General features: G+C 54.2%; 22 protein-coding genes and 1 pseudogene. 9 read left to right on the plus strand and 14 right to left on the minus strand.

The window, feature by feature from the left end:
• Positions 1-63 precede the first annotated feature (63 nt).
• Positions 64-633 carry a hypothetical protein gene (locus JMI88_RS01065; protein WP_201359901.1) on the minus strand — a complete coding sequence of 190 codons (570 nt, stop codon included), beginning with the start codon at positions 631-633 and terminating at the stop codon, positions 64-66.
• A gap of 146 nt (positions 634-779) precedes the next feature.
• On the opposite strand from JMI88_RS01065, the gene pdxR reads away from it, so the two are divergent.
• Positions 780-2,261: a MocR-like pyridoxine biosynthesis transcription factor PdxR gene (pdxR, locus tag JMI88_RS01070; RefSeq protein ID WP_201359902.1), complete on the plus strand. Its 1,482-nt coding sequence runs from the start codon at positions 780-782 to the stop codon at positions 2,259-2,261.
• A gap of 231 nt (positions 2,262-2,492) precedes the next feature.
• Here the strand turns inward: pdxR and JMI88_RS01075 are convergent, their stop codons facing one another.
• The 6 genes from JMI88_RS01075 to JMI88_RS01100 form a co-directional block, all read right to left on the minus strand.
• A complete protein-coding gene (locus JMI88_RS01075; RefSeq protein WP_201359903.1) occupies positions 2,493-3,740 on the minus strand; it encodes an MFS transporter in 1,248 nt (415 codons plus the stop codon).
• 18 nt (positions 3,741-3,758) lie between these two features.
• Positions 3,759-5,981 carry an ATP-binding cassette domain-containing protein gene (locus tag JMI88_RS01080; protein WP_201359904.1) on the minus strand — a complete coding sequence of 741 codons (2,223 nt, stop codon included), beginning with the start codon at positions 5,979-5,981 and terminating at the stop codon, positions 3,759-3,761.
• A gap of 204 nt (positions 5,982-6,185) precedes the next feature.
• A complete protein-coding gene (locus JMI88_RS01085; RefSeq protein ID WP_201359905.1) occupies positions 6,186-6,728 on the minus strand; it encodes an SRPBCC family protein in 543 nt (180 codons plus the stop codon).
• 35 nt (positions 6,729-6,763) lie between these two features.
• Positions 6,764-7,069, minus strand: a complete 306-nt coding sequence (locus JMI88_RS01090; RefSeq protein WP_373323714.1) for an ArsR/SmtB family transcription factor — start codon at positions 7,067-7,069, stop codon at positions 6,764-6,766.
• Positions 7,070-7,083: 14 nt separating this feature from the next.
• Entirely contained in the window at positions 7,084-7,476 is a 393-nt protein-coding gene (locus JMI88_RS01095) for a VOC family protein (RefSeq protein ID WP_201359907.1), read from the minus strand.
• Positions 7,477-7,549: 73 nt separating this feature from the next.
• The gene (locus JMI88_RS01100) at positions 7,550-7,855 is read right to left on the minus strand and encodes an ArsR/SmtB family transcription factor (protein ID WP_373323715.1); all 306 of its coding nucleotides are present in this window, start codon (positions 7,853-7,855) and stop codon (positions 7,550-7,552) included.
• A gap of 576 nt (positions 7,856-8,431) precedes the next feature.
• Here JMI88_RS01100 and JMI88_RS01105 point away from each other — a divergent pair.
• Together JMI88_RS01105 and JMI88_RS01110 are read left to right on the plus strand one after the other, a co-directional pair.
• Positions 8,432-8,812 carry a VOC family protein gene (locus JMI88_RS01105; protein WP_201359909.1) on the plus strand — a complete coding sequence of 127 codons (381 nt, stop codon included), beginning with the start codon at positions 8,432-8,434 and terminating at the stop codon, positions 8,810-8,812.
• 88 nt (positions 8,813-8,900) lie between these two features.
• Positions 8,901-9,137: an FGGY family carbohydrate kinase gene (locus JMI88_RS01110; RefSeq protein ID WP_201359910.1), complete on the plus strand. Its 237-nt coding sequence runs from the start codon at positions 8,901-8,903 to the stop codon at positions 9,135-9,137.
• 179 nt (positions 9,138-9,316) lie between these two features.
• Here JMI88_RS01110 and JMI88_RS01115 read toward each other — a convergent pair whose 3' ends face one another.
• The 3 genes from JMI88_RS01115 to JMI88_RS01125 form a co-directional block, all read right to left on the minus strand.
• Entirely contained in the window at positions 9,317-9,820 is a 504-nt protein-coding gene (locus tag JMI88_RS01115) for a pyridoxamine 5'-phosphate oxidase family protein (protein ID WP_201359911.1), read from the minus strand.
• 77 nt (positions 9,821-9,897) lie between these two features.
• Positions 9,898-10,107 (minus strand): hypothetical protein, encoded by a 210-nt coding sequence (locus tag JMI88_RS01120; RefSeq protein WP_201359912.1) that lies wholly within the window; start codon positions 10,105-10,107, stop codon positions 9,898-9,900.
• 175 nt (positions 10,108-10,282) lie between these two features.
• A complete protein-coding gene (locus tag JMI88_RS01125; protein ID WP_201359913.1) occupies positions 10,283-10,948 on the minus strand; it encodes a nucleoside/nucleotide kinase family protein in 666 nt (221 codons plus the stop codon).
• Positions 10,949-11,273: 325 nt separating this feature from the next.
• Here JMI88_RS01125 and JMI88_RS01130 point away from each other — a divergent pair, with 325 nt between their 5' ends.
• Complete coding sequence (locus JMI88_RS01130; RefSeq protein WP_201359914.1) at positions 11,274-14,507, plus strand: glycosyl hydrolase; 3,234 nt, start codon at positions 11,274-11,276, stop codon at positions 14,505-14,507.
• Positions 14,508-14,734: 227 nt separating this feature from the next.
• Here the strand turns inward: JMI88_RS01130 and JMI88_RS01135 are convergent, their stop codons facing one another.
• Positions 14,735-15,589, minus strand: coding sequence for a helix-turn-helix transcriptional regulator (locus JMI88_RS01135; RefSeq protein ID WP_201359915.1), 855 nt, complete (start codon positions 15,587-15,589; stop codon positions 14,735-14,737).
• Positions 15,590-15,730: 141 nt separating this feature from the next.
• Here JMI88_RS01135 and JMI88_RS01140 point away from each other — a divergent pair, with 141 nt between their 5' ends.
• On the plus strand, positions 15,731-16,627 hold the full coding sequence (locus tag JMI88_RS01140) for an aldo/keto reductase family oxidoreductase (protein ID WP_201359916.1): 897 nt from the start codon (positions 15,731-15,733) through the stop codon (positions 16,625-16,627).
• Positions 16,628-16,757: 130 nt separating this feature from the next.
• Positions 16,758-17,120, plus strand: coding sequence for an NAD(P)-binding domain-containing protein (locus tag JMI88_RS40465; protein ID WP_201359917.1), 363 nt, complete (start codon positions 16,758-16,760; stop codon positions 17,118-17,120).
• A gap of 439 nt (positions 17,121-17,559) precedes the next feature.
• On the opposite strand, the gene JMI88_RS01150 is transcribed toward JMI88_RS40465, so the two are convergent.
• Both JMI88_RS01150 and JMI88_RS01155 read right to left on the minus strand, forming a co-directional pair.
• On the minus strand, positions 17,560-18,855 hold the full coding sequence (locus JMI88_RS01150; RefSeq protein ID WP_201359918.1) for an RNA-guided endonuclease InsQ/TnpB family protein: 1,296 nt from the start codon (positions 18,853-18,855) through the stop codon (positions 17,560-17,562).
• Complete coding sequence (locus JMI88_RS01155) at positions 18,815-19,441, minus strand: IS607 family transposase (protein WP_201359919.1); 627 nt, start codon at positions 19,439-19,441, stop codon at positions 18,815-18,817. The genes JMI88_RS01150 and JMI88_RS01155 overlap by 41 nt, the downstream gene beginning before the upstream one ends.
• 138 nt (positions 19,442-19,579) lie before the next feature.
• Between JMI88_RS01155 and JMI88_RS01160 the strand changes: the two genes are divergently transcribed.
• Positions 19,580-20,371, plus strand: a complete 792-nt coding sequence (locus tag JMI88_RS01160) for a class I SAM-dependent methyltransferase (protein WP_201359920.1) — start codon at positions 19,580-19,582, stop codon at positions 20,369-20,371.
• 205 nt (positions 20,372-20,576) lie between these two features.
• Positions 20,577-20,729, plus strand: a pseudogene (locus JMI88_RS01165) (Tn3 family transposase); the annotation flags it as partial.
• 14 nt (positions 20,730-20,743) lie between these two features.
• Here JMI88_RS01165 and JMI88_RS01170 read toward each other — a convergent pair.
• Positions 20,744-21,685: an AraC family transcriptional regulator gene (locus tag JMI88_RS01170; protein ID WP_236022761.1), complete on the minus strand. Its 942-nt coding sequence runs from the start codon at positions 21,683-21,685 to the stop codon at positions 20,744-20,746.
• Positions 21,686-22,485: 800 nt separating this feature from the next.
• Here JMI88_RS01170 and JMI88_RS01175 point away from each other — a divergent pair.
• On the plus strand, positions 22,486-23,370 hold the full coding sequence (locus JMI88_RS01175) for an NmrA family NAD(P)-binding protein (RefSeq protein WP_201359922.1): 885 nt from the start codon (positions 22,486-22,488) through the stop codon (positions 23,368-23,370).
• Positions 23,371-23,384 lie beyond the last annotated feature (14 nt).

Genomic DNA, 23,384 nt, shown 5'->3' on the forward strand with positions numbered 1-23,384 from the left:
TGATTTGCTGATATCCAAATGAAGCCTTCCTGCTTACTTCATTCCTTCTTTATGTCATGCTGATTACCGATCAATGGTGAAGCAGATTTGTTTCACTGGGATCGAGAGACTCGGCAGAATATCCGGGAAAACAAACGGCTCTGAACTCTGAAAGCAAAACTCTGGTCCGGGTCCCAAGTTCATTTGCCGTGTCCAGAGCATTCCTTTGACCTCTTGCAAGAGGGGCTGTAATACCTCATAGAGCGCTCCATAGGTCATTCCAGCTGGCTTATGAAACCGATAGGCGAAACGGACGACAGAGAGATCAGGGTCGCCAAAAACCAGGTGGTACAGTCCACCTGCACTGCCCTGGGTCCAACGAGCAATCTGGCGATGTGGTTCCTGACATGGCCCGCTGACCGCACGTTCATTGAGTGGGTCTAAGGCTGCCGAGTTCTCAACCAGGTGCCAATCCTCATAGGTAACCTCGTTTCTCTTCAACCAGGACGCTTGCTTCATCTGCAAGACTCTGGTATGGTGAAACCCGCTCGGTCTGTGTGCAGCGAGTGTTTGATGGTACGTGATTAAGTCATGTTGGTAAGTAGGTGCTTCGATGTCTGGAACAGGCCAGTGCCAGAAAACATATGCAAGCATGTGGAACTCCTCCTCTGTTCGGTTTTGCCTGGTTGCTTCTTGTCGAAAATGATCACTTGACGGTATACTACAGGACAAGTGGATCTGAGGAAAGGGCCACTTGGCGCAAAAAGAAGGGAACCACTAGAAGGAGCGAGAGAACAGAAGTGAGAGCTTCTCTCGACCTGCCAATCACATTAGATCGGGAGCATGGCCAGTCACTCCATGTTCAGTTAGCGCAACATGTGCGCAAAGCTATTGTGGATGGACTGCTGCCAGCCGGGACACAATTACCATCCACTCGAGCACTTGCGGCAGCATTGACCGTTTCGCGCAATGTCGTTGTCGCTGCCTATGATGAACTTTTTGCTGAGGGGTATCTTGAGGGGCGACGTGGATCAGGCACCTATGTCAGCCAGGATCTTCCGTCACGCCCTCGTTCTTCTCGCCCTTCTCCATCTACACCGCCCCGATGGGTCCGTCCCACAATGCTCCCTGAGAGCCATCCGCCCTCTTCAGAACCAAACATGATTGAATTTCGGCTAGGCACCCCAACAGTGGCGCCACTTTCGACACGTGTCTGGCACGAGATCTGGCGCAAGGCTCTTGCGCACTTGCCACCAAATATGTGTGGATCACCAAATGGAGATCCACGCCTTCGAACGGCCCTGGCCGAGTATCTCGGACGAGCGAGAGGCATTATGTGTCACGCGGACGATCTTATTGTGACCTCTGGTGCGACCCAGGCGCTCGATCTGCTGGGGCGAGCGATCCTTGGGCCAAACGATCTGGTGGGCTTCGAGGAGCCGGGCTACCCGACGGCTCGTCATATTCTGGCAGCATGTGGGGCAAAGATTCTGCCGCTCTCTGTTGATGATGATGGCGTTCGCGTGGATCAACTTCCGCATGGCCCATGCGCTCCCGTGCTCGTCCATGTCACTCCCTCTCATCAGTATCCCCTCACTACGAGGCTCTCGGTTGCTCGCCGCCTGTCATTGCTGGACTGGGCTCAAACCAATGATAGCTTGATCATCGAGGATGACTATGACAGTGAATTTCGCTTCCATGCTCCTCCACTGCCAGCACTTGCCAGTCTTGATACGTCCGGGCATGTCGCCTACATCGGAACCTTTTCGAAAGTCCTGACACCTGCTTTGCGCATTGGGTATGTGCTCGTTCCACCACCACTGCGGGAGCCAATTGAGCGCTTGAAACGTTTTTCAGACTATCACACCTCCTGGCCAACGCAGCGAGCACTGGCAATTTTGCTCTCAGAAGGGCATCTAGATAGACACATTCGACGGATGCGACTCCATTACGCACACAAGCGTCAGGTGTTAAAGGATATTCTTGCTCCCATTGCTCATCTGGCTCAATTACGTGGCCTCGATGCTGGTTTACATGCGTATCTCGAACTGCGTGCTGACCTGGATTCCTCTCGCGTTGCTCAGAATGCAAAGGCGCGTGGCATTCTGATCTCGACGGTAGATTCGTGTTATGCTGGAACGCCTGATCGCAATGGACTTCTTCTTGGATATGGGGGACTTCCATTAGAGGATGTCGTGCGAGGGGCACAGATCCTGCGAGAGGTGATTGAACAACTTGTAGTCGAGATAACAAACACATCTAAGAAAGAATGCATTCCTTGAGGAGACCTCGCCACGGAGGGTTGCAGTGACGATGACCAATGCGTCTCTGAAGCCCATAGAGGGGAAATGTTGACAGGGATCTTCCAGAAACTGGCGGGCATCATCTATTGGAAAGCTGTGTTGGTTGGCAAGAGCAGCAACAGGGAGCAAAGCATGAAGGGTTTGTGTGCCTTCTCCAGCGCCAGGATTTCACCTCTTCCTCTCAGAAAGCTGAGTGCTCCACTTTTGTGCTCAGCTGGGCACGCTTTTCGTCTTCCCGTCCAGGCCGCGTATGGTTGGAGAGAGCAATCCTCCAACCCCGGCGAAGACACATGCGATACCAGAAAGGCCAATGACCACGTCAGGCGCGAGATATTGGAGAAGGAGTCCGCCCACCAATGCTCCAAGTGGAGCCGCTGCAGTTGTCAAGGCAAGACGTGTCCCAAAAACCTGTCCTTGCATGGAGGGCTCGATCAGCCGCTGCAACAGCGAAGCTTCTATCGGGACATACGGCGCCCAGGAACACGCGCCCAGAGCAAGACACAGGAGCGCAAGGGGCAGCGAATGAACCAGCATCAGCGGACAAAGGAATCCTCCCCACAGGATGGCAATCAGCGGTTGCGTGATTCCTGGCCGGACTTGTGTGGCAACCACACCAGTGCACAACGCTCCGACCAGTGCTCCCACGCCGAAACCTGTCCAGAGCAGGCCATATCCCTGGGCACCCGCATGGAGAATCCGGTCACTGTAGAGAGGCAACGCTGCTTCCAGAGGGCCATAAGAGAAAAAGAACACCACTGATAAGCTCGTGAGCAAACGCAGCTCCCTGATACGAAGGAGGAGAGCAAAGCCACCCAACCAGTTCGTTTTCATTGCTGGCGCTTCTTTGTGCCCAGAACGCGAGACGGAAGGGAGAGAAAAAACGAGCAGTCCCATGAGCAGGAAACTTCCCGCGTCCATCATCAAGGCGTATGCCCCTCCGACGTGTGTGACCAGGATACCTGCCAGCACAGGTCCAACCAGAAACGCAAACTGCAAACTCGTTGAAGCCAGGGCATTCGCTCGCGGAAGTGCGTCCTCCTGAACGAGATGTGGCAAAAGAACACGCATGCCCACACCAGTAGCGGGAGAGAGCATACCCGCCACCAATGCCAGGACAGCGATCTGCCAGAGCTGCAACATTCCTGACCATGAGAGCACCGGAATAGTGCCAATCAGTAGGGCACGTGCGCAGTTGTCAATCCCCATCACCACACGAGGCTGCCAGCGATCCAGGATCACTCCAAGCAGCGGGCCTGTGACCATGCTCGGAAGTTGAAAACACAGCAGGACCAGGCTGATCGCTACCCCGGACCCGGTGAGCTGCAAGACGAACCAGAGCAAGGCAATGGTGGTAAACTGATCTCCGACATACGAGATGCTTAATCCCAACCATAATCGCAGAAAGGCACTGGAACGCAATGGGCTACGAGCGACCGTCAATTTGAGGGATTTGAACACGAACAGGCTCCTTGTCTGTTACAAATACTTACTCGTCAGCGAATGCTTGGCGCCGAGTAGTTCTCGCGGTGTCCCCTCGAAGATGACCATACCGCCTTTATTGCCGCCTTCTGGACCCATATCAATGATCCAGTCTGCGTTGCGAATCACATCGAGATGGTGCTCAATCACAATCACTGTGTTCCCGCCATCTACCAGTCGGTTCATGATGGTGAGCAGGCGACCGATGTCCGACAGGTGCAGGCCGGTGGTGGGCTCGTCCATGACGTAGATGCTGCCCCGCTTGTGGAGTTCGCTGGCGAGTTTGATGCGCTGGCACTCGCCGCCTGAGAGGGTGCTCAGGGGCTGGCCGAGGGTCAGGTAGTCCAGACCCACGTCGCTCAAAGCCTGGAGCTTTGACTGCACTTCTTTCATCTTCAAAAACGCCAGTGCCTGGTGAACGGTCATGTTCAAAACATCAGCAATGGATTTCCCGTTCAATGTGTAGGCCAATACCTCGTCCTTAAAGCGTTTCCCGCCGCACGCTTCGCAAGGAAGCTTGACCCCCTCAAGGAAGCCGAGGTCAGTGTAGGTCACTCCAAGCCCCTGACAGTTAGGACAGGCACCTTTTGAGTTAAAACTAAACAAACCGGCATCGGCATTGTTGGCTGCTGCAAAAGCCTTGCGCACGTCATCCATGATGCCGGTATAGGTCGCAGGATTGGAGCGACTGGAAGTGCTCAGGGATGATTGATCAATCACCACTGCTTCCTGGTGCTGACTGAGAAAGGCTTCATTGATTAACGAGCTTTTGCCTGAACCAGCCACGCCAGTGATGACTGTCAGCACGCCAGTGGGAATATTCACGCTGACATCCTGCAAATTATTCACCGTAGCGTGGACGATTGGCAGATCCCCGGTCGCCTGGCGAAAGCTCTCCTTAAGCGGCCTCTTACGCAGCAAATGGTTGCCGGTCAGCGTATCGGTTTGGAGCAGACCGGTAAAATCGCCTTCATAGACAATCTTGCCTCCTTCGCTCCCGGCATATGGTCCCATATCGACGATGTAATCGGCCCTCTTAATCACATCAGGATCGTGCTCTACTACAATGACTGTGTTCCCTTTGTCGCGCAATTTTTCCAGGAGTTCGTTCAGACGATGGACATCGCGCGGGTGAAGTCCGATGCTTGGCTCGTCAAAGATGTACATGACATCTACCAGGCTGCCGTTAAGATGCTTGACCATTTTGACCCGCTGCGATTCACCTCCAGACAGTGTATCGGTGGGTCGATCCAGGCTGAGATACTCCAGGCCAATCTCCACCAGATGTTGCAGCCGTTCGGTCAACGTGCGAACGATTGGCGCCGCCTCCGGTTCTGTGATACCCTTGACTACCTCTAAAAGCTCATCAACCTCCATCGCTGCCATGTCGGCAATAGTGTACCCCTTGACCTTACAGCTTAAGGCGGCCTGGTTGAGCCGGGCACCCTTGCAGTGCGGACAGGGGCCGAGCTTCAAAAACGGCTCGACCTGTTGCCGTATGCGAGGCGAGAGCGTCTGGATGTCCCGCGCAACGAACTTGCGATTGAACTTATACACCAGACCCTCATAGGTGTTGTACGGCAGACCCGTATGTTTGCGTGGTTCGCTGTAGAGAAGCAGGTCTAGTTCCTCTGTTGTATAATCGGCGATCTTCTTGTCGTTGTCGAAGAAGCCAGAATGCGCATAAATATCGCGCTCCAGGTTGGCCAGCCCTGGGGCGATGACTGCTCCCTCGTTTAGCGATTTTGTTGTATCAATCAGCGCCTCGAGGCCAATGCCGATCTTGCGGCCAAGCCCATTACACTCCGGACACATGCCGGCGGGATCGTTGAAGGAAAACGCATTTGCATAGCCCACGTAGGGTTGACCGATCCTCGAAAAGAGCAGGCGCAACACAGACGCGATGTCAGTAACCGTGCCCACCGTCGATTGCGATCCCCCACCCAGGCGTTTCTGATCAACAAGCACCGCCATGCTCAGGTTCTCAATCGCATCGGCGTCTGGTTGAGGATAGCGTGGCAGGAAGCTGCGAATGAACATGCTAAAATTCTCGAACAACAGCCGTTGTGCTTCGTTTGCTATGGTATCAAATACCACCGATGACTTCCCCGAACCAGACACGCCGGTAAAAATGGTGATTTTGCGCTTGGGCAGCCTCAGCGAGACATCCTTGAGGTTGTTCTCGCGGGCGCCACGAATCTCGATATATTCTTGAACCATGCTGATATAGGTTCCCTCCAGATCTTTTAATCAGGCTTTCCCTAGCTTCCGCTGTCGGAACGCCTTTGTTCAGGCCCTTCGTGTCTCCGCAGATGCCTGGGTGACAAGTCAATCGGCGCGACGCTGGATCATGCGAGGCGTCTCGCTGATGTGCCCGTCTATACACAATGGCGGGCAGCCTCAGGATTGGGCGACTTTGGGTGGCTAGTTCGGACCTTTGATACCGAATTGCTGAGCGTACTCTGAATTGAGCCGAGGCCAACCGAACTTCATTGCCTCGCCAGCAACGATGCGGCCGATGGAAGTTCCGCTGAGAAGGTGATCCAGAACATCGAAACAAATGTGCCACCCGGCAGCACCCATTGAGATGAAGCGGCGATCGATGTCGTGCCACAGCGTCAGGCGCGTGCCGCCACCAAAGGCTTCGAGTTCCCACCGGATATCGTTGCCACCCCAGTTGTACTCAAGCACATTGGGAGCGTCGGCTCGCGTCACTCTTGTTTCGGAAACCTGCGACGTGGGCGCTCCTACCGTGGTGAGCTTCACCGTGGTTCCAACCGTACCCAGGCTCCCATCGGCTTCAAAGGGAGCCCACTCGCGCAGATGCGCCGGGTCGGTAAGCGCCTGCCAGACTTTTTCCGGCGAGTGGCGCAGTTCTCTGATGAGAATGAGCGTCCACTTCTCTCCGTCCTTTCGTACCTGCGCCCCGCTGGCCGGACCCGGTGTGTACTGCTCGCGATCGGTCATCTTCTTCTCCTTGTCTTCCTTTTCGTTGGTGTTGATTAATCCATGTGGTCGAGGTGGCGTTCGAGAGCGTCCACGTGAGCGGACCAGAACCGACGAAACGGAGCCAGCCAGGCATCCACCTCCTGAAGCGGTTCAGGTTTCAGCCGGTAGAGACGGCGCTGTGCGTCCACCGTGGATTCCACGAAACCGGCCTCGCGCAGCACTCGCAGGTGCTTTGACACGGTCGGCTGCGGCATACGAAGCTGACGCGCGATCTCTCCAACCGACTGTGGTGACGAGACCAGGAGGCTCAATATCGCGCGGCGGTTCGGCTCCGCAATAATTTCGAACACAGTTTCCACCTGAACGGCCGCCCTTAATAGCGTGCCAGTTGGGTGAGCTGAATGAGGTTGCCGCAGGTGTCGTTCAGCATCGCAATGGTCGAGCCAGTCACGTCGGTGGGCGGCATCGTGAACTCGGCGCCGCGGGCCTTGATCCGCTCGTAGTCGCCCTTGACGTCGTCGGTGAAGAACATGGCCGCGGGCTGGCCCTGTTGAAAGATCGCCTGCTGATACGCTTTGGCCGCGGGGTTGTCGTTCAGCGCCAGCTGCAGCTCAGTGCCGTCCGGATCCTCGGGCGAGGCCACGGTCAGCCAGCGATATGGGCCCTGACTGAAATCGGTCTTCTTGGCAAAGCCCAGTACCTCCGTATAGAAGCGCAGGGCCTTGTCCTGGTCGTCCACGTATACGCTGGTCAATTTGATTTTCATTTCGTTCTCCTTTGTCACGTTAGCGGTTTGGGCCGCGTCGTCTTCTCCTTGTCTTCCTTTTCGTTGGTGTTGATTAATCCATGTGGTCGAGGTGGCGTTCGAGAGCGTCCACGTGAGCGAACCAGAACCGGCGGAACGGAGCCAGCCAAGCATCCACCTCCTGAAGTGGTTCAGGTTTCAGTCGGTAGAGACGGCGCTGTGCGTCCACCGTGGATTCCACGAAACCGGCCTCGCGCAGCACTCGCAGGTGCTTTGACACGGTCGGCTGCGGCATACGAAGCTGACGCGCGATCTCTCCAACCGACTGTGGTGACGAGACCAGGAGGCTCAATATCGCGCGGCGGTTCGGCTCCGCAATGATTTCGAACACAAGTTCCACTCTCTTAGTATACCCCACAGGGTATATACGTGTCAAGGTATATAAAGGAAGGGGGCCCAGGCAACGGTTTCAGACGGCGTGCGGGATGCACCGTCCGATGCGTTTTTGGCGGGTGCGATTCAGAGCGCTGCCCGCTCCGGCCGCTTCAGCGTTAAGGCGGGGACACGGGTTGCCGCCCCTTTCCCCTGCACCCCTTTCTCCAGTAGCGGCATCCTTCCTCCGCTGCGCTCCGGACAGGTTTCACTTGACGAAGCCGAACACTTTCCAGCACATAAGTAGCTTCGCCTCATCTATCCAAGAACAAGTTCAGCCTTAAAGTAATGTATAATTCAACGAAGCAAGCAAGGCAGGGAGGCAGACCTCGCCAGAAAGATCACACAGGATCATTGGAAAGGTATGCGGGAAAGATATCAAGCAACTCCCTATCATGTATAGTTATGACGTTGTCAGGTTCTTGTTGCACTAGCGAGATGAAGATGATCTTCTTGTAAAGGGCCCTCCAGAGCGAAGAAACTCACAACGTCATAGTTGTTAACGTATAAATTATTTTAAACTAGAGAGAAGAGAGCTTTGTTTATGATACAGAAATTGGAGCATATCGGCTTAAGAGTTAAAAACATTGAGGTATCAATCCGCTTTTATACGGAAGTTCTGGGCATGCATCTGGTTGGCAGGGCAGTATTGGACGATGGGCTGGAACTTGCGTTCCTCAGCTATCCAGATGGCGACACGATGCAGGTAGAATTAATCGGTAACGGCAATGACGATGTTCCGGCGTTGGGTAAGGTAGATCACTTTGCCTTTACCGTGAACAATATCGAAGCGGAACTGGAACGGATTCGCACACTTGGTGTCCCTCTGATCGACGAGTCGCCACAAACGATCCTGGGTGGTATAAAGATCGCCTTTTTCTACGGTCCCGACGGGGAAAGGCTGGAATTCTTCCAGGCAAAATAGCAGTATCCAGACAAACTGGATGAAAGAAGAATCCCCTCGGATGGAACTGGGGGGATTGTCAAAGCATCTATGAGAGGAAGGCACAGAGATGATTCACGATGGTCTGGTGCTTGACATCGATACTGGCACAGGCAGCTTACGCGTGGGTTTATTCAATCTGCAAAGCCAAACTCTCGGTTTCGCGGAATGCTCCTATGAATACCATCCCAGCCTGGGGCGGGCTGAACAGCATCCCGCAAGTTGGTGGGAGGCGCTCGTTGGAACTGTGCAGGAGTGCCTGGCGCACAGTGGCATAAATCGATTTCAGCGTGTGAAAGCACATTAAGATGTGTGGATCTAAAATAGAGGGCCTTTTGAACTCGCACTATGATAGGCATGCATGAAAACTTATCACGATGAATCTTGCTGCTCCCTAAAACCACTGGAGAGACTCCCATCTGATAATGACCAATCAAGTCAAGATTGATGAGGGTCCACACCAATCTTGACTTCTCGAACTAGAAGTCAGAACTGGTGACGTGTGTGGCTGAAGTTGCCCTTGGCGAACGCGAGGATCTTGGTAGGAGTTACTGAGAACACGAGAGCCATCCCACCATTTTTGTGGTGAAAGCCGCCGTTGCGCGCCTCGAATTGCCATTGCCTGTCCCATTTTGTGGCCCACGCTTGGGCGAGGCGTTCAAGCACGTCATCGTCGGTGATTTGGACGGCGTCTCCCTCGACCACGACATCCAGGCCTCTTTCCCAGTGGTTGCAGCCGGTCGTCAGAATCACGTGCGGGTTCCCATGCAGATTCATGGCCTTCTGTTCGGTGGCGCCGGTGGCGAAGTGTATAGCTCCATCAAGCCACACGGCAACAAGCGGAGTGACGTGGGGGCGACCGTCGGCCCGGACCGTCGAGATCCAGAACAGCTCGGCCGTTTCAAGCACTCGACGTGTCTCATCCCATGGCGTGGCAACTGCATCCGGGTCACTGAATCGCGGGTCGATGTTCGTAACTGGTTCGTTCATCAAAAAAATTCCTCTCTACCATTCAGTAATAATGGGGAAAGATGGTACCACCGAACCTTTCCCACGGGTCTCTTACTTCATTTGTGAGGACAAAGATCGGCGCGTTCCAGACGAGGCTCGTCGGCGAAGCTGCGATAGTCGCCATTGGCCCAATCCCGTGAAGATGCTTGAGCTGGATCTCGCTCGGGCTCCGCGAACAGTTTTCGTCTCCTGTAGCCCGCCCCGAGCAACGCCTCTTGGGAGAGCATATCATGAGGATCCGAAAAAACTTCTTCTCTCTTGCTCATCTTTGATTGATCTGCTTGTTCAAAAGCAAATAGACGCATAAAATGCTGAAAAGTATAGGCATACGTTGCGCTCTCTTATCTCTCATGCGACTCAAAATTGGCGCGAGTACACTCCTGCTAGGATACACTGGTTCTCGATCCTGGTCGGCTGGCCCGGTGAGATGACATCGACGCATCAGGAGCTTTGACGCTTCTCCTGTATATGCTGGACTGCTATTTCAACCAGTTCATGTGCTGGTCTTGTGCTATCGAGAATGAGGTCACTATGCTTGAATACACGCTCGTTAATAGCAAGGTAAAGTTCTCTATATCCTCCAGAGAGATAGGTCCGAAGCCATTCAATAAGGTATATATATCGATCATCTGGCTGTTGCATGACATAAGGAGGGTCGGTGAGACCTAAGAGGCGACGTGCTAATGCAATATCAAGTGGGATATCAAGAGCGATCACGAAATCGATGAGATGTTTCATGCTCTCTCTTTCGCGGCCAAAAGGTTCCTCAATCACAATAAATGTTGCAGGCTCCAGCCTTTCTCCACTCCAATGAATGGTGATTGCTTCTCTCCTACGGAGAGCTGCTAGATCCTGAACGAGTTGAGGCGTTTCCCACAGATTAGGATCCGCCCCATCTCTCACCCATTTGATGAGATTATCGGGATACCGTGTGGATGCTACAACGTGTGGTTTGTAATCATCAAAAAACAGAGCGGCTGCATCATGTAATGTGCGAGCTAATGCTTTTACCAGCGTTGTTTTTCCCGCACCAGATGCTCCACTGATCGCGATAACAAAACAAGGTGATGCCGCATCTGCATCATGGTATTTCATTGTTTCTTTCACCTCGCCCCCTTCCCCAAAGCAACAGCCTGGTTGCGGGAAAAGTGCATAAACTGAGATCCAGATTATTCCACCGCTTCGTTCCCGCCGAGGATGTGGTACGTGAAAAGCTGAGTTTGCCCCACTTTCTGTTCCTTCCCCATTCCGGCCAGAAGTATGTTATGATCTTCTCGCTGGACACGATATCTCGTGCTGCAATGCGCTGGTGAGGAAGAGACCAATTTTTACTGAAGTATGGAAAACGGAGACTAATGATGGCTTTTCAACAATTCTTTCGTGACCCCCCATAGCTTATCGCCTGGTGCCTTTCTGGTTCTGGAACGACGCCATGGAGACAGAAGAGATTATCCAGCAGATCAGAGAAATGGCGGAGAAAGGTGTGGGTGGTTTTTTCATCTGTGCACGTCAGGGGCTGGAGGTTGCGTATTTATCTGAACAGTGGTTTCAACGGGTCGCCGTAGCGGTGGAAACGGCCCGGCAGTATGGGCTGCATACCTGGCTCTACGATGAATATCCCTATCCCAGCGGCATGAGTGGCGGCGAAGTCACCCTTCAGCATCCCGAGGCCAGGCATCGCCAGTTACTGCATCAGTCCCTCGTCACCGACGGACCGCAAACGCTTTCCTATGCGCTGCCCTGGGCAAAGGTACTCTTCGCCAAAGCGCTCCCCCTAAGAGAGCCTGCGGGAGCGCTCGACTGGTCGCGCGCGCACGATTTGATGCCTCATATTGGGAGTGTTCCGGCAGCGTCCATCTTTCAGTCCACTGGACTCACTGCCTACACCAGGAAACGCTTCTTCACCGCTTTTCCTCAGAAACAGCTTACCTGGAGTGTCCCACCTGGCCGTTGGCAGCTCGTCTTTTTTCTCGAAGAGGAGATCCATGATTTTAAATATTTCGGGACGTACGTGGACCCCTGCCACAAAGAGGCCGTTCAGACCTTTCTTCGGACCACTCATGAGCGCTACGCCAGTCATTTTCATGAGCACTTTGGGCGAGCAATCAAAGGCTTTTTTACTGATGAAGTTGGCTTACTTGGTCATATCCCCTGGTCGGCACGTCTCCCTGATGTTGTGCGTGAGCAGGATGGCGACTCGCTGATCGAGAGTCTTCCGGAGGTCTTTTATCCACCAGACGAGCAAAGCAAGCAGGCCCGCTATCGCTTTTTTCAACGTCTGCACCTGCTGCTCAGGGAAAGCTATCACCAGCAAATGAGCAAGTGGTGCGAGCAGCACCATTTACAGTATGTGACTGAAGTGCCATCTATGCGTATGACAACACAGCTTGCCAGCCACATTCCTGGTGGCGATAGCGCCCATGAAAAAATCGGACGCTCGTTGGAGTGGATTCTTGACGAGAATGCCGCCAATCTGCGCGCTGACCCGAAAGTTGTTAGTTCCCTGGCCAATCAGCTCGGGACTGAGCGGGCGATGATTGAGTGCTTTCATAGCCTGGGCTGGTCTATGACCTTACAGGACGCAAAATGGATGCTGGACCGGCTCGCCGCTCTGGGGATCAATTTTTATGTCTTTCATGCCTTTTTCTCCTCGATCGATGGTTTGCGTAAACATGACGCGCCCCCATCACAGTTCCTGCAAAATCCCTACTGGTCGCATTTCCGGCAGCTTGCCGATTATGCGGGACGGCTTGGCTACGTCATGAGCCAGGGACGGGCATGTGTCTCTGTCGCAGTTGTGCATCCCGCTACCAGCTTCTGGACCCATCTGGGCAATCCATTCCACCATTTTCGCTACTGTGGCCATGATCCAGCGGAAGAGCAAGCCCTGGAACGCCTGAAACGGGATTGGACCTTTCTCTGCAAACAATTGTCGCTTCACCAGATCGACTATGACCATCTGGATCCGGAATTGCTGGCACGTGCGACGATCGAAGATGGGCATCTGGTTATCGGCCACGCTCGTTATGAGACGCTCATTTTGCCTCCTTTGACCAATCTCGAGGCCGCCGCCTGGTCGCAGGTGAAAGCCTTTTTACAGGCTGGCGGCAAAGTGATCGGCGTAGGATTATTGCCGTATGAACGGATTGAGCCGGGATGGGATATTGAAGAAGAGGTACTGCAATGGTTTGGCCTGACAGCTTCGCCACGCCAGAGCTATTGGCGAGATGCTCCTGAGAGGCAAGAGGAAAAGCCAAAAACGACACAGAGAGAGAGCTTGCCCTGGACGAAAGGAGCCTGCGCGGCCTATTTTCTCTCCAGTGCTGGCAACTTTCAGCAAACACAGGTAATTGAACGCTTGCTTGCTCTTGTGCGACAAAGTACCTCCTCACTGATGGATCTGGAGCCAGTAATAGGAGACCGTGGGTCGTTTCTGGTGCGGCAGAGAAGCCTGCCTGATGGAACACAGCTTGTCTTTATTACCCATCAGGAAAGGATGGAGAAAGTGCTGCGTCTGCACCTGTTGCGCCGTCCCGCCGGGCAAGCCGTAGAATGCCTGGATCTCACCTCAGGACAAACAACCCTTCTGCCCGTAGAGCAGACGGCTCGCGGCTGGACTATCTCCCTGTCCTTTGCCCCCTATGAATCTCATCTCCTCCGCTACCTGGCTCAGGAGGAAACTCAGCCAACGAAAGAGACGCCGGCCGCGATGCCCATCCATCAGCCCTGGACATGGACGCTCGATATTCGGCAGCCATGGAAATTGAGGGCACAACAGGACAATATTCTGCGTTTGGGGCAGTTTCACTTTCTGCTTGACCGGAATCACGTGAGCTCAGTGCAGCACTGGAATGAAGGACTGGAAGAACAAACGTGGCCATTGGTGGATGCCAAACCGCTGATCAACCAGTGCGCTGATGTCACAGCAACCCAAACAATACCTGTACAATTCACGCAGTCCTTTGGCCTGCCTGTACAAAGTTCCCTGGCCTATCCACTCCACTGTTGGTATCAAACCACCTTCGTGGTCGAACAGGTACCGCCAGCGTGCAAGCTCATGATGGATAAGAGCGCGATTGGTGGAGAGTACACCTGTTACCTGAATGGCCATCCAATCACTGCGCAGGACTTTGCGGCTCTCTCCCTCCATGGGTTCCCACAGCAAGGATGCGAAGTGAGACCATGGCTTCAGCCAGGCATCAATCGCCTGGTCGTTCACGTTGAGGCGCAGCGCGATGAAGATGGTCTGTGTGATCCGCTCTATCTCAGCGGTCGCTTTGGGGTTACGTTTGATACCACTGGCACGCCAACGATCGGTCCACTCCCCGAAACCGGGGAACTCAAAAGCGGCATCCAGGTAGGCTATCCCTATTTCGCGGGCACCCTCTGTTTTACACGCGAAATTGTTCTCGATGCACTACCTCGCGAGCAAACATTTGTCCTCGCTTTCAATGGATGGGATCAGCACCTGCATGATTGTGTTGAGGTTCTGGTAAATGGGCACTCTCTCGGCGTGTGTTGCTGGTCGCCCTATCGTTGGGGGGGAGAATCTGCCATCTTGTGCCAGGGAAGGAATGAAGTTGAGATCCGCGTAACGAATACCTTGAGCGGCATGCTGGAAGGCACGTATTTTGACCCGCACACTCATCAAATAGTTGCGATATAAGGGGATAAGAGGTGATGAATATGATTAGAAAATGTCAGGTGCAAGAGGTAGGCAAAGGAGATAGCCTCACACTCTGCGCAATTAGCCAAACTTTTCGCCTGGCGCCTGGCTCATCAAGCAACGCTTGGAAATTCCGATCCTCTTGCAAATGAAATGGCTCTACGAGAAAAATCGAGAGCTTCTCAAAACAAGGCTTACTTTAACCATAGACAAGCGTTTCCTGCTGCCTACACAGCATTCATGGCTACACCCTGATCCATCAACCGCTGTAGCTTTTCCAGCGTATCTGTTTCGGGTAGTGGTGTATAGATCATGATTTTGAGTTCGGGCATGGTAGGCACCTGCAAGGTTGTATGCTCGAACATCAGGCACCCCACCAACGGATGCTCTATGTCTTTCTGTGCATCGGCTCTACCGCGTACATCGTGACGGGGCCACCATGCGCGAAACTCAGGACTTACGCGCTGCAAATCAGCTATCAAGCGCTTGAACCATTCTTCATCGGCATAATACGCACTATCAGCGCGGAATTCCGCGAGCACTTTCTGCGCTACCTGCTCCCACTTCGGGTTGTATAAATGACGACTCATCGGATCAGCAAACATACGCCAGACCGCATTGTATTCATATGGTGGCACCGACTTCGACAGCAACAAGACATGCTCAGCAGCGGTGTTCCAGGCGAGATAATTCCAACGACGACCAATGACGTAGGCCGGAATGGGATTGAGCGCGTCAAGCACACGGCGTAACGCAGAGCTTACCTGTTCATGAGATGCGTGTGTATCGACGAGGTGTTGCTGATCGGCAAGTAAGAAAAGATGTTGCCGTTCGTCGGGCGTAAGTTGTAACGCATCAGCAATGCTCTGGAGCACCTCGCTTGAAGGGTGAATAGCGCGTCCTTGCTCCAAAAGGGTATACCAGGAAACGCCCACATTCGCTAGCTGCGCCACCTCTTCGCGTCGCAATCCTGGGGTGCGCCGCCTCCCACCACGTATCAACCCGACCTGTTCAGGAGAGAGGCGCATACGTCGAGTGCGTAGAAAATCCGCAAGGTCCTGTCTGCGTTGTTCGTCGTTCATCGTCCTCTTTGCTCCTTTTCCTGCGAGTCTCAATCATATGATAGAGGGACTCTGGTTATACGATAGCCCTCGTGCCATACTCTCAAGTGTATCACACATCGTGATTATCGTCGTTTCAACGAGAGAAAGAGGACATTTTCTATGGTATCGCATTCAGCAAATGAACAGAGTAATCTGCCAGCCACAGCCGCAGGAACGTTCACCATAGCCGAGGATCTGACGGTCACTCGCATAGGGTACGGCGCGATGCAGTTGGCTGGCCCGCACGTGTTCGGCCCACCTGCCGACCGCGACGCTGCCGTGGCCGTACTGCGTGAGGCAGTGGCGCTGGGTATCACGCACATCGACACCAGCGACTTCTATGGCCCATACGTCACCAACCAGATCATCAAAGAAGCCCTGCACCCCTACCCCGACTCGTTGCACATCGTGACCAAGGTCGGAGCTTTACGAGACGCCGAGGGGAACTGGCCGCAGGCGCTAGCCCCCGAGCAGTTGCGCCAGGCCGTATTCGACAATCTAGATCACCTCGGACTAGACGCACTCGACGTCGTCAACCTGCGCGTCGGGGGGTTCGACAGCCCCACTCCTGGCTCGATCGCCGAACCGTTCACGGTACTTGCGCAACTGCAGCAAGAAGGACTGATCAAGCACCTCGGTCTGAGCACCGTGACCGCCGAGCAGATCGTGGAGGCACAGTCCATCGCGCCAATTGTGTGCGTGCAGAATTTCTACAACCTCGCCCACCGGGTCGACGACGACCTGATCGACTCCCTCGCCGCACAGGGCATCGCCTACGTGCCCTACTTCCCGCTCGGTGGCTTCTCCCCTCTTCAGTCCGACAAGCTGGAATCAGTCGCCACCCGTCTCGACACCACACCGATGGTCGTCGCTCTGGCGTGGTTGCTCCAGCGCTCACCGAACATTCTGCTTATCCCAGGTACCTCATCCGTCGCGCATCTGCGCGATAACGTCACCGCTGCTGCGCTGACCCTTTCCGAGGACGATCTGACCGAGCTGAACGGTGTTGCCGCATAAGCACGACCACCGCGCGACCTACGATCGGGTTCATCGGCCTGGGCGACCAGGGACTACTTATGGCGACCGCCATCGCCGAAGTAGGCCCCCTCCCCCTTGCATGTGTGGGCCCGCCGACCCGGCTTGCTCGATGCGCTGGGCTCGCGTCGCGCACGTCCACCACGACGCGAGCCCAGACCTGGCCGCCTCGTGCGACATCGTCGCGTTGTGCGTCAGCACCGATGAAGATGTCATGCAAATCGTGACCGGTGGGCTGCTCAACGGAATCCGTCCGGGGTCTGTCATCGTCAATCACGGCACTGGCACACCCCACAACGCCGTCCGGCTCACCGAGACGTGCGCACGAGCCGGCGTCGACGTCCTCGACGCCTCCGTCAGCGGAGGACAGCCCGCTGCCCAAACGCGGACGTTGACCACGATGGTCGGCGGACCACAGCCTGTCTCGCAACGCTGCGAATCGCTCTTCGGCTCGTTCCCCCGGCATGTCGTCTAGTCTACCTGGGCAGCCCGAGATCTCTACTAAGCAATCTCTCACATCATCTTTGTCGATCAACAGCCAACGAAAATGTTTACTCACGGCGCGGCTCAGCGTGCTTTTCCACTTCCCGGCAACCCCTTCATGACAATGAACCACACACAAATGCTCCTTGTGTCGATTGTTCCACAGAGAGAAATATAAAGCTGGATGTCCTCATTCCATATGCACCAAAGATTTCTCATCTTTAGATCGTCACATAGTACACGCTAGGGCTCTGCTACCTTTCTCATACTCAAACGTGTGCAAGACGCGCGTGAGCAGTCAGTTGTTCCTGCTTCACAGCCAGTTGCCATGGCACGAGGACCTTTGGATCAGCCCCCTCGTTTCGGTCTCACATTGGCTCCACAGGCGCTTTTACGTCATCGGTCGTAGCCACTACCCAGGACGGCCAACTTTAGGCGTGAAGTTGGCGAAGCATGTCTGTCGCGAACCAGGCCAGGTTGAAAGAGGCGTTCACATCCCGGTCGATCGCCAGCTCACAGATCTGGCACTGATAGGTTCGGTGCTTGAGGGGCATGCGCTTTTTCACATGCCCACAGCAGCAACAGCGTTTGGTCGAGGGAAACCAGCGTGAGGCGATGAACAGATCTCCTCCAGCGTTGGCCACTTTCGTCTTCAAGAACTGCAAGAGTTGCCCCATGGCCACATCCGCCACGGCACGCGACAGCTTCCGGTTGGCCATCATCCCCAACAGATTGAGGTCTTCGATGCCGATAGCTCTACAGGTTCGCGCCAATTCGGTGGTGAACTTGTGCTGCACATCCCGGCGGATGTTGGCGATCTCCTGGTGCTCGCGTGCCACTTTGAGCCGCTGCTTCTCATAGTTCTTGCTGAAAACGGTTCGCCTGGTTTCCGGGTCTTTCGTCTTCTGTTTCTTGGAGAGCCGACGTTGCAGTGTGCCGAGTTTCTTGAGATGGGATGCCAACGGCCTTTGGTTCTGGAGCCGTCTCCCATCGGAAACCACCGCAGCTTGCTTGATGCCCACATCGACCCCAACGACTGGCAAGGGCGCGGGAGGGTGCTCTTTCTTGATGTCTAGCTGGATTGACACATACCACTGACCTGCTTCACACGAGACGGTTGCCCCCAGGATCTTCAGGGATTCACAGAGGACTTGTTTGCGTTGGTTTCGCTTTTTCGTAGGCCTGGTTGCTTTCCTCTCTTCGACAAAGCGCAGCTTTTCTGCCAGATTGACCGTCCCGAGTGGGCGCAGGAGCTTGCCTCGATCCTTCTTGGTTTGGCGTTGGTCCAGAATGAAGCGCCCCAACCCTGGGATCGAGATCCAGTGACTGCCAACAGTGAATTTGTCGTTGGAGAGATAAAAGGATTCGTGCGATGTTCCCTTTTTCTTGAATCGGGGATACTCCGCCCGGCCAGCAAAGAAGTTCGCATAGGCTTTGCCCAGATCATCGAAGGCCCCTTCCACCACGCACTTGGTGACCTCACCGGTCCAGGGATAGGCTTCATGCCGCATCGCATTGAACTGCTTCTTGAGGGCGAAGGCATTGGGTGTTTTGAGCACGCGCTGCGCTTCGGGAACCGCTTCCTGCTCCTGTTTATACGCCTGATACTGCTTCTCCCACTGTTCGCGTCCCCAGTTGTAAATGAAACGTCTGGTGCCACAAGCGCGTTTGAGATATGCCACTTGTTCAGGCGTGGGGTTCATTCTGATCCGGTGCGCGGTTTTCATCTGTGAGGGCCTTCTCTAATACGTTGCGATAGGTGCGTAGTCCATACAATCGTGAGCTAAAACAATGGGTAATGGTGATCAAATCCTGAACTAATTCTTGTTCAGGAGAAAGCTGCTCGGTGTTCATGACCAGCAGACGGCAATCGTGGGTTTCGCACAGATGCGCCAATAAGCTATATCCAAAGCGTGCCAGCCGATCCTTGTGGGCAATGAGCAGGACGGCCACCTCTCCTGCAATAATGGCATCCACCAGCTTGAGAAACTGCTTCCGTTTGAAATTGAGTCCCCCACCAATTTCGACGATCCATTCATCGACCACATAGTTGGTCGCTTCACAAAACGTGGCGAGCATCCTTCTCTGGTTCTCCAGGTCCGGCTTTTGCGCCACGCTCGATACGCGGCAATAGGCAAGGATCCGTCGTCTCACTCCTGCTTCCTGGGGGAGAATCGAGAGGAGGTCATCTTGCGTGTAGTATCGCCGGTTCGTCGCGGTACGGTGGGCTTTGAGCACCCCTTGCCGATCCCATCGTTGCAGCGTCTTCACGGAAACGTGAATTCTCTTGCCAAATTCACTCGGTGTATACATATACCTATCTTACACACCTTTGCGTACTTTGTCAAGAGCTAGCTTTGATCTCCCTCTTTCTTCGGTCTGGGTCTCGTTAGAAGTATAATAAACATATTTTTCAGCCAACGGACAGTACGATATTGTAAGGAGACACCAATGGAGACAAATCACATCGATCAATCAACCATACAAGAAACCAATCGCGCAGGCTGGAACAAAGCAGCACAGCAGTTTTATGGAAGCACGGCACTCCCGATTTATGGTCCTTTGGCACCAACTGAGAGCGATCTGAGATTACTTGATCAAATTCGTAATGCTCGTATTCTTGAAATTGGATGTGGCAGTGGACATTCTCTCTTCTACCTGGGTGAGCATGATGCCGCCGAACTCTGGGGCTTGGATCTCTCAGAAACACAGATTGGCTATGCTTCCGCATTGCTCCAGGAAAAAGGCTATGCAGCTCATCTCTTCTCATCTCCTATGGAGGAAAATCCCGGCATCCCAGAAAACTATTTTGATATGGTGCTCTCGATCTACGCTATCGGCTGGACCTATGACCTGGCCCACACGCTCTCTCTTATTGCTTCATATCTGAAACCAGGCGGAAGCTTCATCTTTAGCTGGGAACACCCCATCTATGGGTGTCTAAAAAGTCAGGATGGACAGATGGTTCTCAAGCGCTCTTATAGCGATGAGAGGCCGCTTACACGCTCCTCGTGGGTGAACAATGCATCCGTCATTCAGTATCCCAGGAAATTGAGCACCTATCTGAATAGCCTCATCGATGCTGGATTGATTGTGGAGCGTGTCATTGAAGGCGATATGAACCCTTCGCTTGCCAGGGAGGACGACCATCTATTCGAGAGATGGTATTCTCTCGCGCGAGCACAAATGATGCCTACAACATTCATTGTGAAGGCACGCAAGCCTGGCATTGTACAGGGATGACTCTTGTGCTCAGTTGGCAACTTCCCTTACTGTATTGAGGACGGACACCGTCAAAAATAGCGGATACAAGAGCATCACTTATAAAAATAGATAATTATGCAGAATTTGGACAATAAAGAAAGAGTTCTCAAATGCTTCAATCAAAGTAAAGCATTTGAGAACTCTTTTAGAATTTTCAAGCCAGACACTCGTTATTTGACTCTTTGAAATGCAACGAGTCGCCTCTTCTATCTGCCACGGCTCAGTTTCTGCTTCCTTGTTGATGCGTCGCCTGAGAGCCTACCCTCGTCAAAACCGCCTTGCAACAGCTTTAACGGAGTGGGGAAAGCTTGAACGCACGTCCTTCCTGCTGGACTATTGGACCGGTCTTTCTCATCGGCCTGCGCTTTGTAAAGCCTCTCCCCGTAGGCGTTGCACATCGCGCATTGGTGGGACGCCGAAGAGGCTTTTGTACTCCCGATTGAAGTGGGAGGCGTCCTGGTACCCCACGCGAAAGGCGGCACTCGTTGCATCGAGGTCTTCGCTCAGCATCAGACGGCGGGCCTCCTGGAGTCGCAGCCGTTTCTGGAATTGCAAGGGACTCATCGCCGTGACGGCCTTGAAGTGGTGCTGCAAACTCGAGACGCTCATGCCCAGTTCTCGCGCCAGGGTCTCAATGCGCAGGGGCTGATCGAAGCTGTGACGCAGTTGCTTGACCGCTGTCGCGATGTGGGGAGTGTAGCCTCCTTCCATCGCCAGGTGACGGAGCCGAGCACCTTGCTCTCCTATCAGGAGCCGATAGATAATTTCCCGTGTAATCAGCGGCATCAAAACTGGCGCTTCGTCAGGGGAATCCAGGAGACGGACAAGGCGCACGAGGGCGTCGAGCAGGTTGCCATCTACCGGGCTGACATCAATGGCCCTTACCTCAGCACGCTCTCTGGGTAAGGAGTGAGCGGCATCAACGATGACCGAGTTGACGAGAGTGGGGGCGAGTTCCAGGCGCACAGCAAGGTAGGGCCGCTCCTTGGATGCATCGAGGACCTGACTGATGCGGGGCAAATCGACCGTGGTGAGTAGGTAGCGTGAGGGATCGTAGTAGTAGCGGCTCTCACCCAGCAGAACCTCTTTGCTGCCCTGGACAATCACGGCCACGGATGGCTCGACCACGCTGTGAACTCGCTGGCGAGGCACCGAGGTGCGGGAAAGATGAAGCCCTTTGAGCGGCTGAAGGGTCCCATCTTCGTGAATAGCCTGTGCAACGCGCCAGGCCAGTTCCTCGCGATTCGCGTGTATGCGTTGTGCCTCGTATTGTACTTTCTGATCGTTGATCATCTCCAAGGGACCTCTTCTTTCGTCATCGCGCATCGTGAAGATTTGCAGAATTTGCCAATCATTTTCAGCAATTATTCTATCACCTGGTGCTTCAGGGCGTCTATAATCCCCTCTAGAAAGAGCACGAACTTCCAGGCATGTGCCACAGAATTTGGCAAATTCTTCAATAACAGACAACGCTGGACAGAGGTGTTGGTCTCTCCAACCCTCACCTGATAACCCGAATGGTGAGCAGTACTTTACCATTACTCATCCGTTTCATCCTCCCTTTCGGCAATCCTTTCCCTTGCTGGCGCAACGATTTGCCTGGGGGAGCTGCGCATCTTCTTTCTCGATCCGCAGACTCATATGGAAAGGTCCACATTCAGGAACTGCCTCGCTCAGAATGGGATACCCTTGTGAAGCATGCCCATGTGGGATACATTACCTGGGAGGAGTTTGAGCACAATGAGGTACAGTTAGCCATGAATAGTCAAGCCTATGCATTTGCTGTGTTTTGAAGTGCTTGTCGTCTTTTTGACATGATTGAAAAGGAAGCCTCTAGCAAATGATACCATAAAATTTGCAAAAATGACTCTTGAAGGGGCTCTCTTCCTAGATTATGCTTCCTGCGAAGGTCAGCGCTAGTGCAGGTTCCAGAGACCTGTAGTGCAATAGAGCCAGCGTTCCTGTGTTCAACGAAGATGAGGGACGCTCTCTCTTACACATTAGGTCTCCTGAGATTACACTAGACACAAACAGGTATTTCTCATACGGGAAAAAGGGTTTTAAGGAAAATCACAATCTTGGAGGTAGTTTTCATGATCGTCGTCACCGCACCTACAGGCCAGTTCGGCCATCAAGTTCTGAACAACCTGCTCAATAGTAACGAGCCGATCCGCGTGATCGTACGCGATCCCTCTCGCCTTCCCGCGCACACACGTGAGCGCGTCGAGGTCGTGCAAGGATCGCATGGCGACCTCGACGTCGTCAACCGGGCGTTCGCAGGTGCCGACTCTGTATTCTGGGTGGTACCCCCGGACCCCCACGCCGCGAGCGTCGAGGCCGCCTACGTGGACTTCAGCAGGCCAGCGTGCGAGGCCTTCAAGAGTCAGAGGGTTAAGCGAGTGGTTGGGATCTCGGCCCTCGGTCGCGGCACGGCGATGGAAAAAAACTCCGGGCTGGTGGCGGGGTTGCTGGCCAAGGACGACCTGATCGCAAGCACGGGGGTCAGTTACCGGGCACTGACGATAGCCTCCTACATGGATAACCTGCTCCGTCAGGTCGGGTCGATCAAGAGCCAGGGTATGTTCTTCGACGTGGTATCCGGGGAGCGCAAGGTCCCAACCTGCGCCACCCGCGACATCGCCTCCGTCGCCACCAGACTGCTACTCGATCACTCCTGGAGTGGACAGCGCAGCGTCCCGGTGCTTGGCCCTGAGGACCTGTCCTTCAACGACATGGCGCAGATCATGTCGGAGGTGCTAGGCAGGCCAGTGCGCTACCAGCAGATCCCTGGCGAGGCCCTGAAGGCCAGGCTGACCGGATCCGGGATGTCCGACGCTATGGCACAGGGCATGGTCGATATGATGGTGGCCAAGGATAACGGTATCGACAACGCCGAGCCACGCACCCCCGAGTTCACCGCCCCTACCAGCTTTCGCCAGTGGTGTGAGGAAGTGCTCAAGCCAGCCGTCTTGGCCTGAGCACCACGGCGACG

The organism is Dictyobacter formicarum (genome assembly GCF_016587435.1).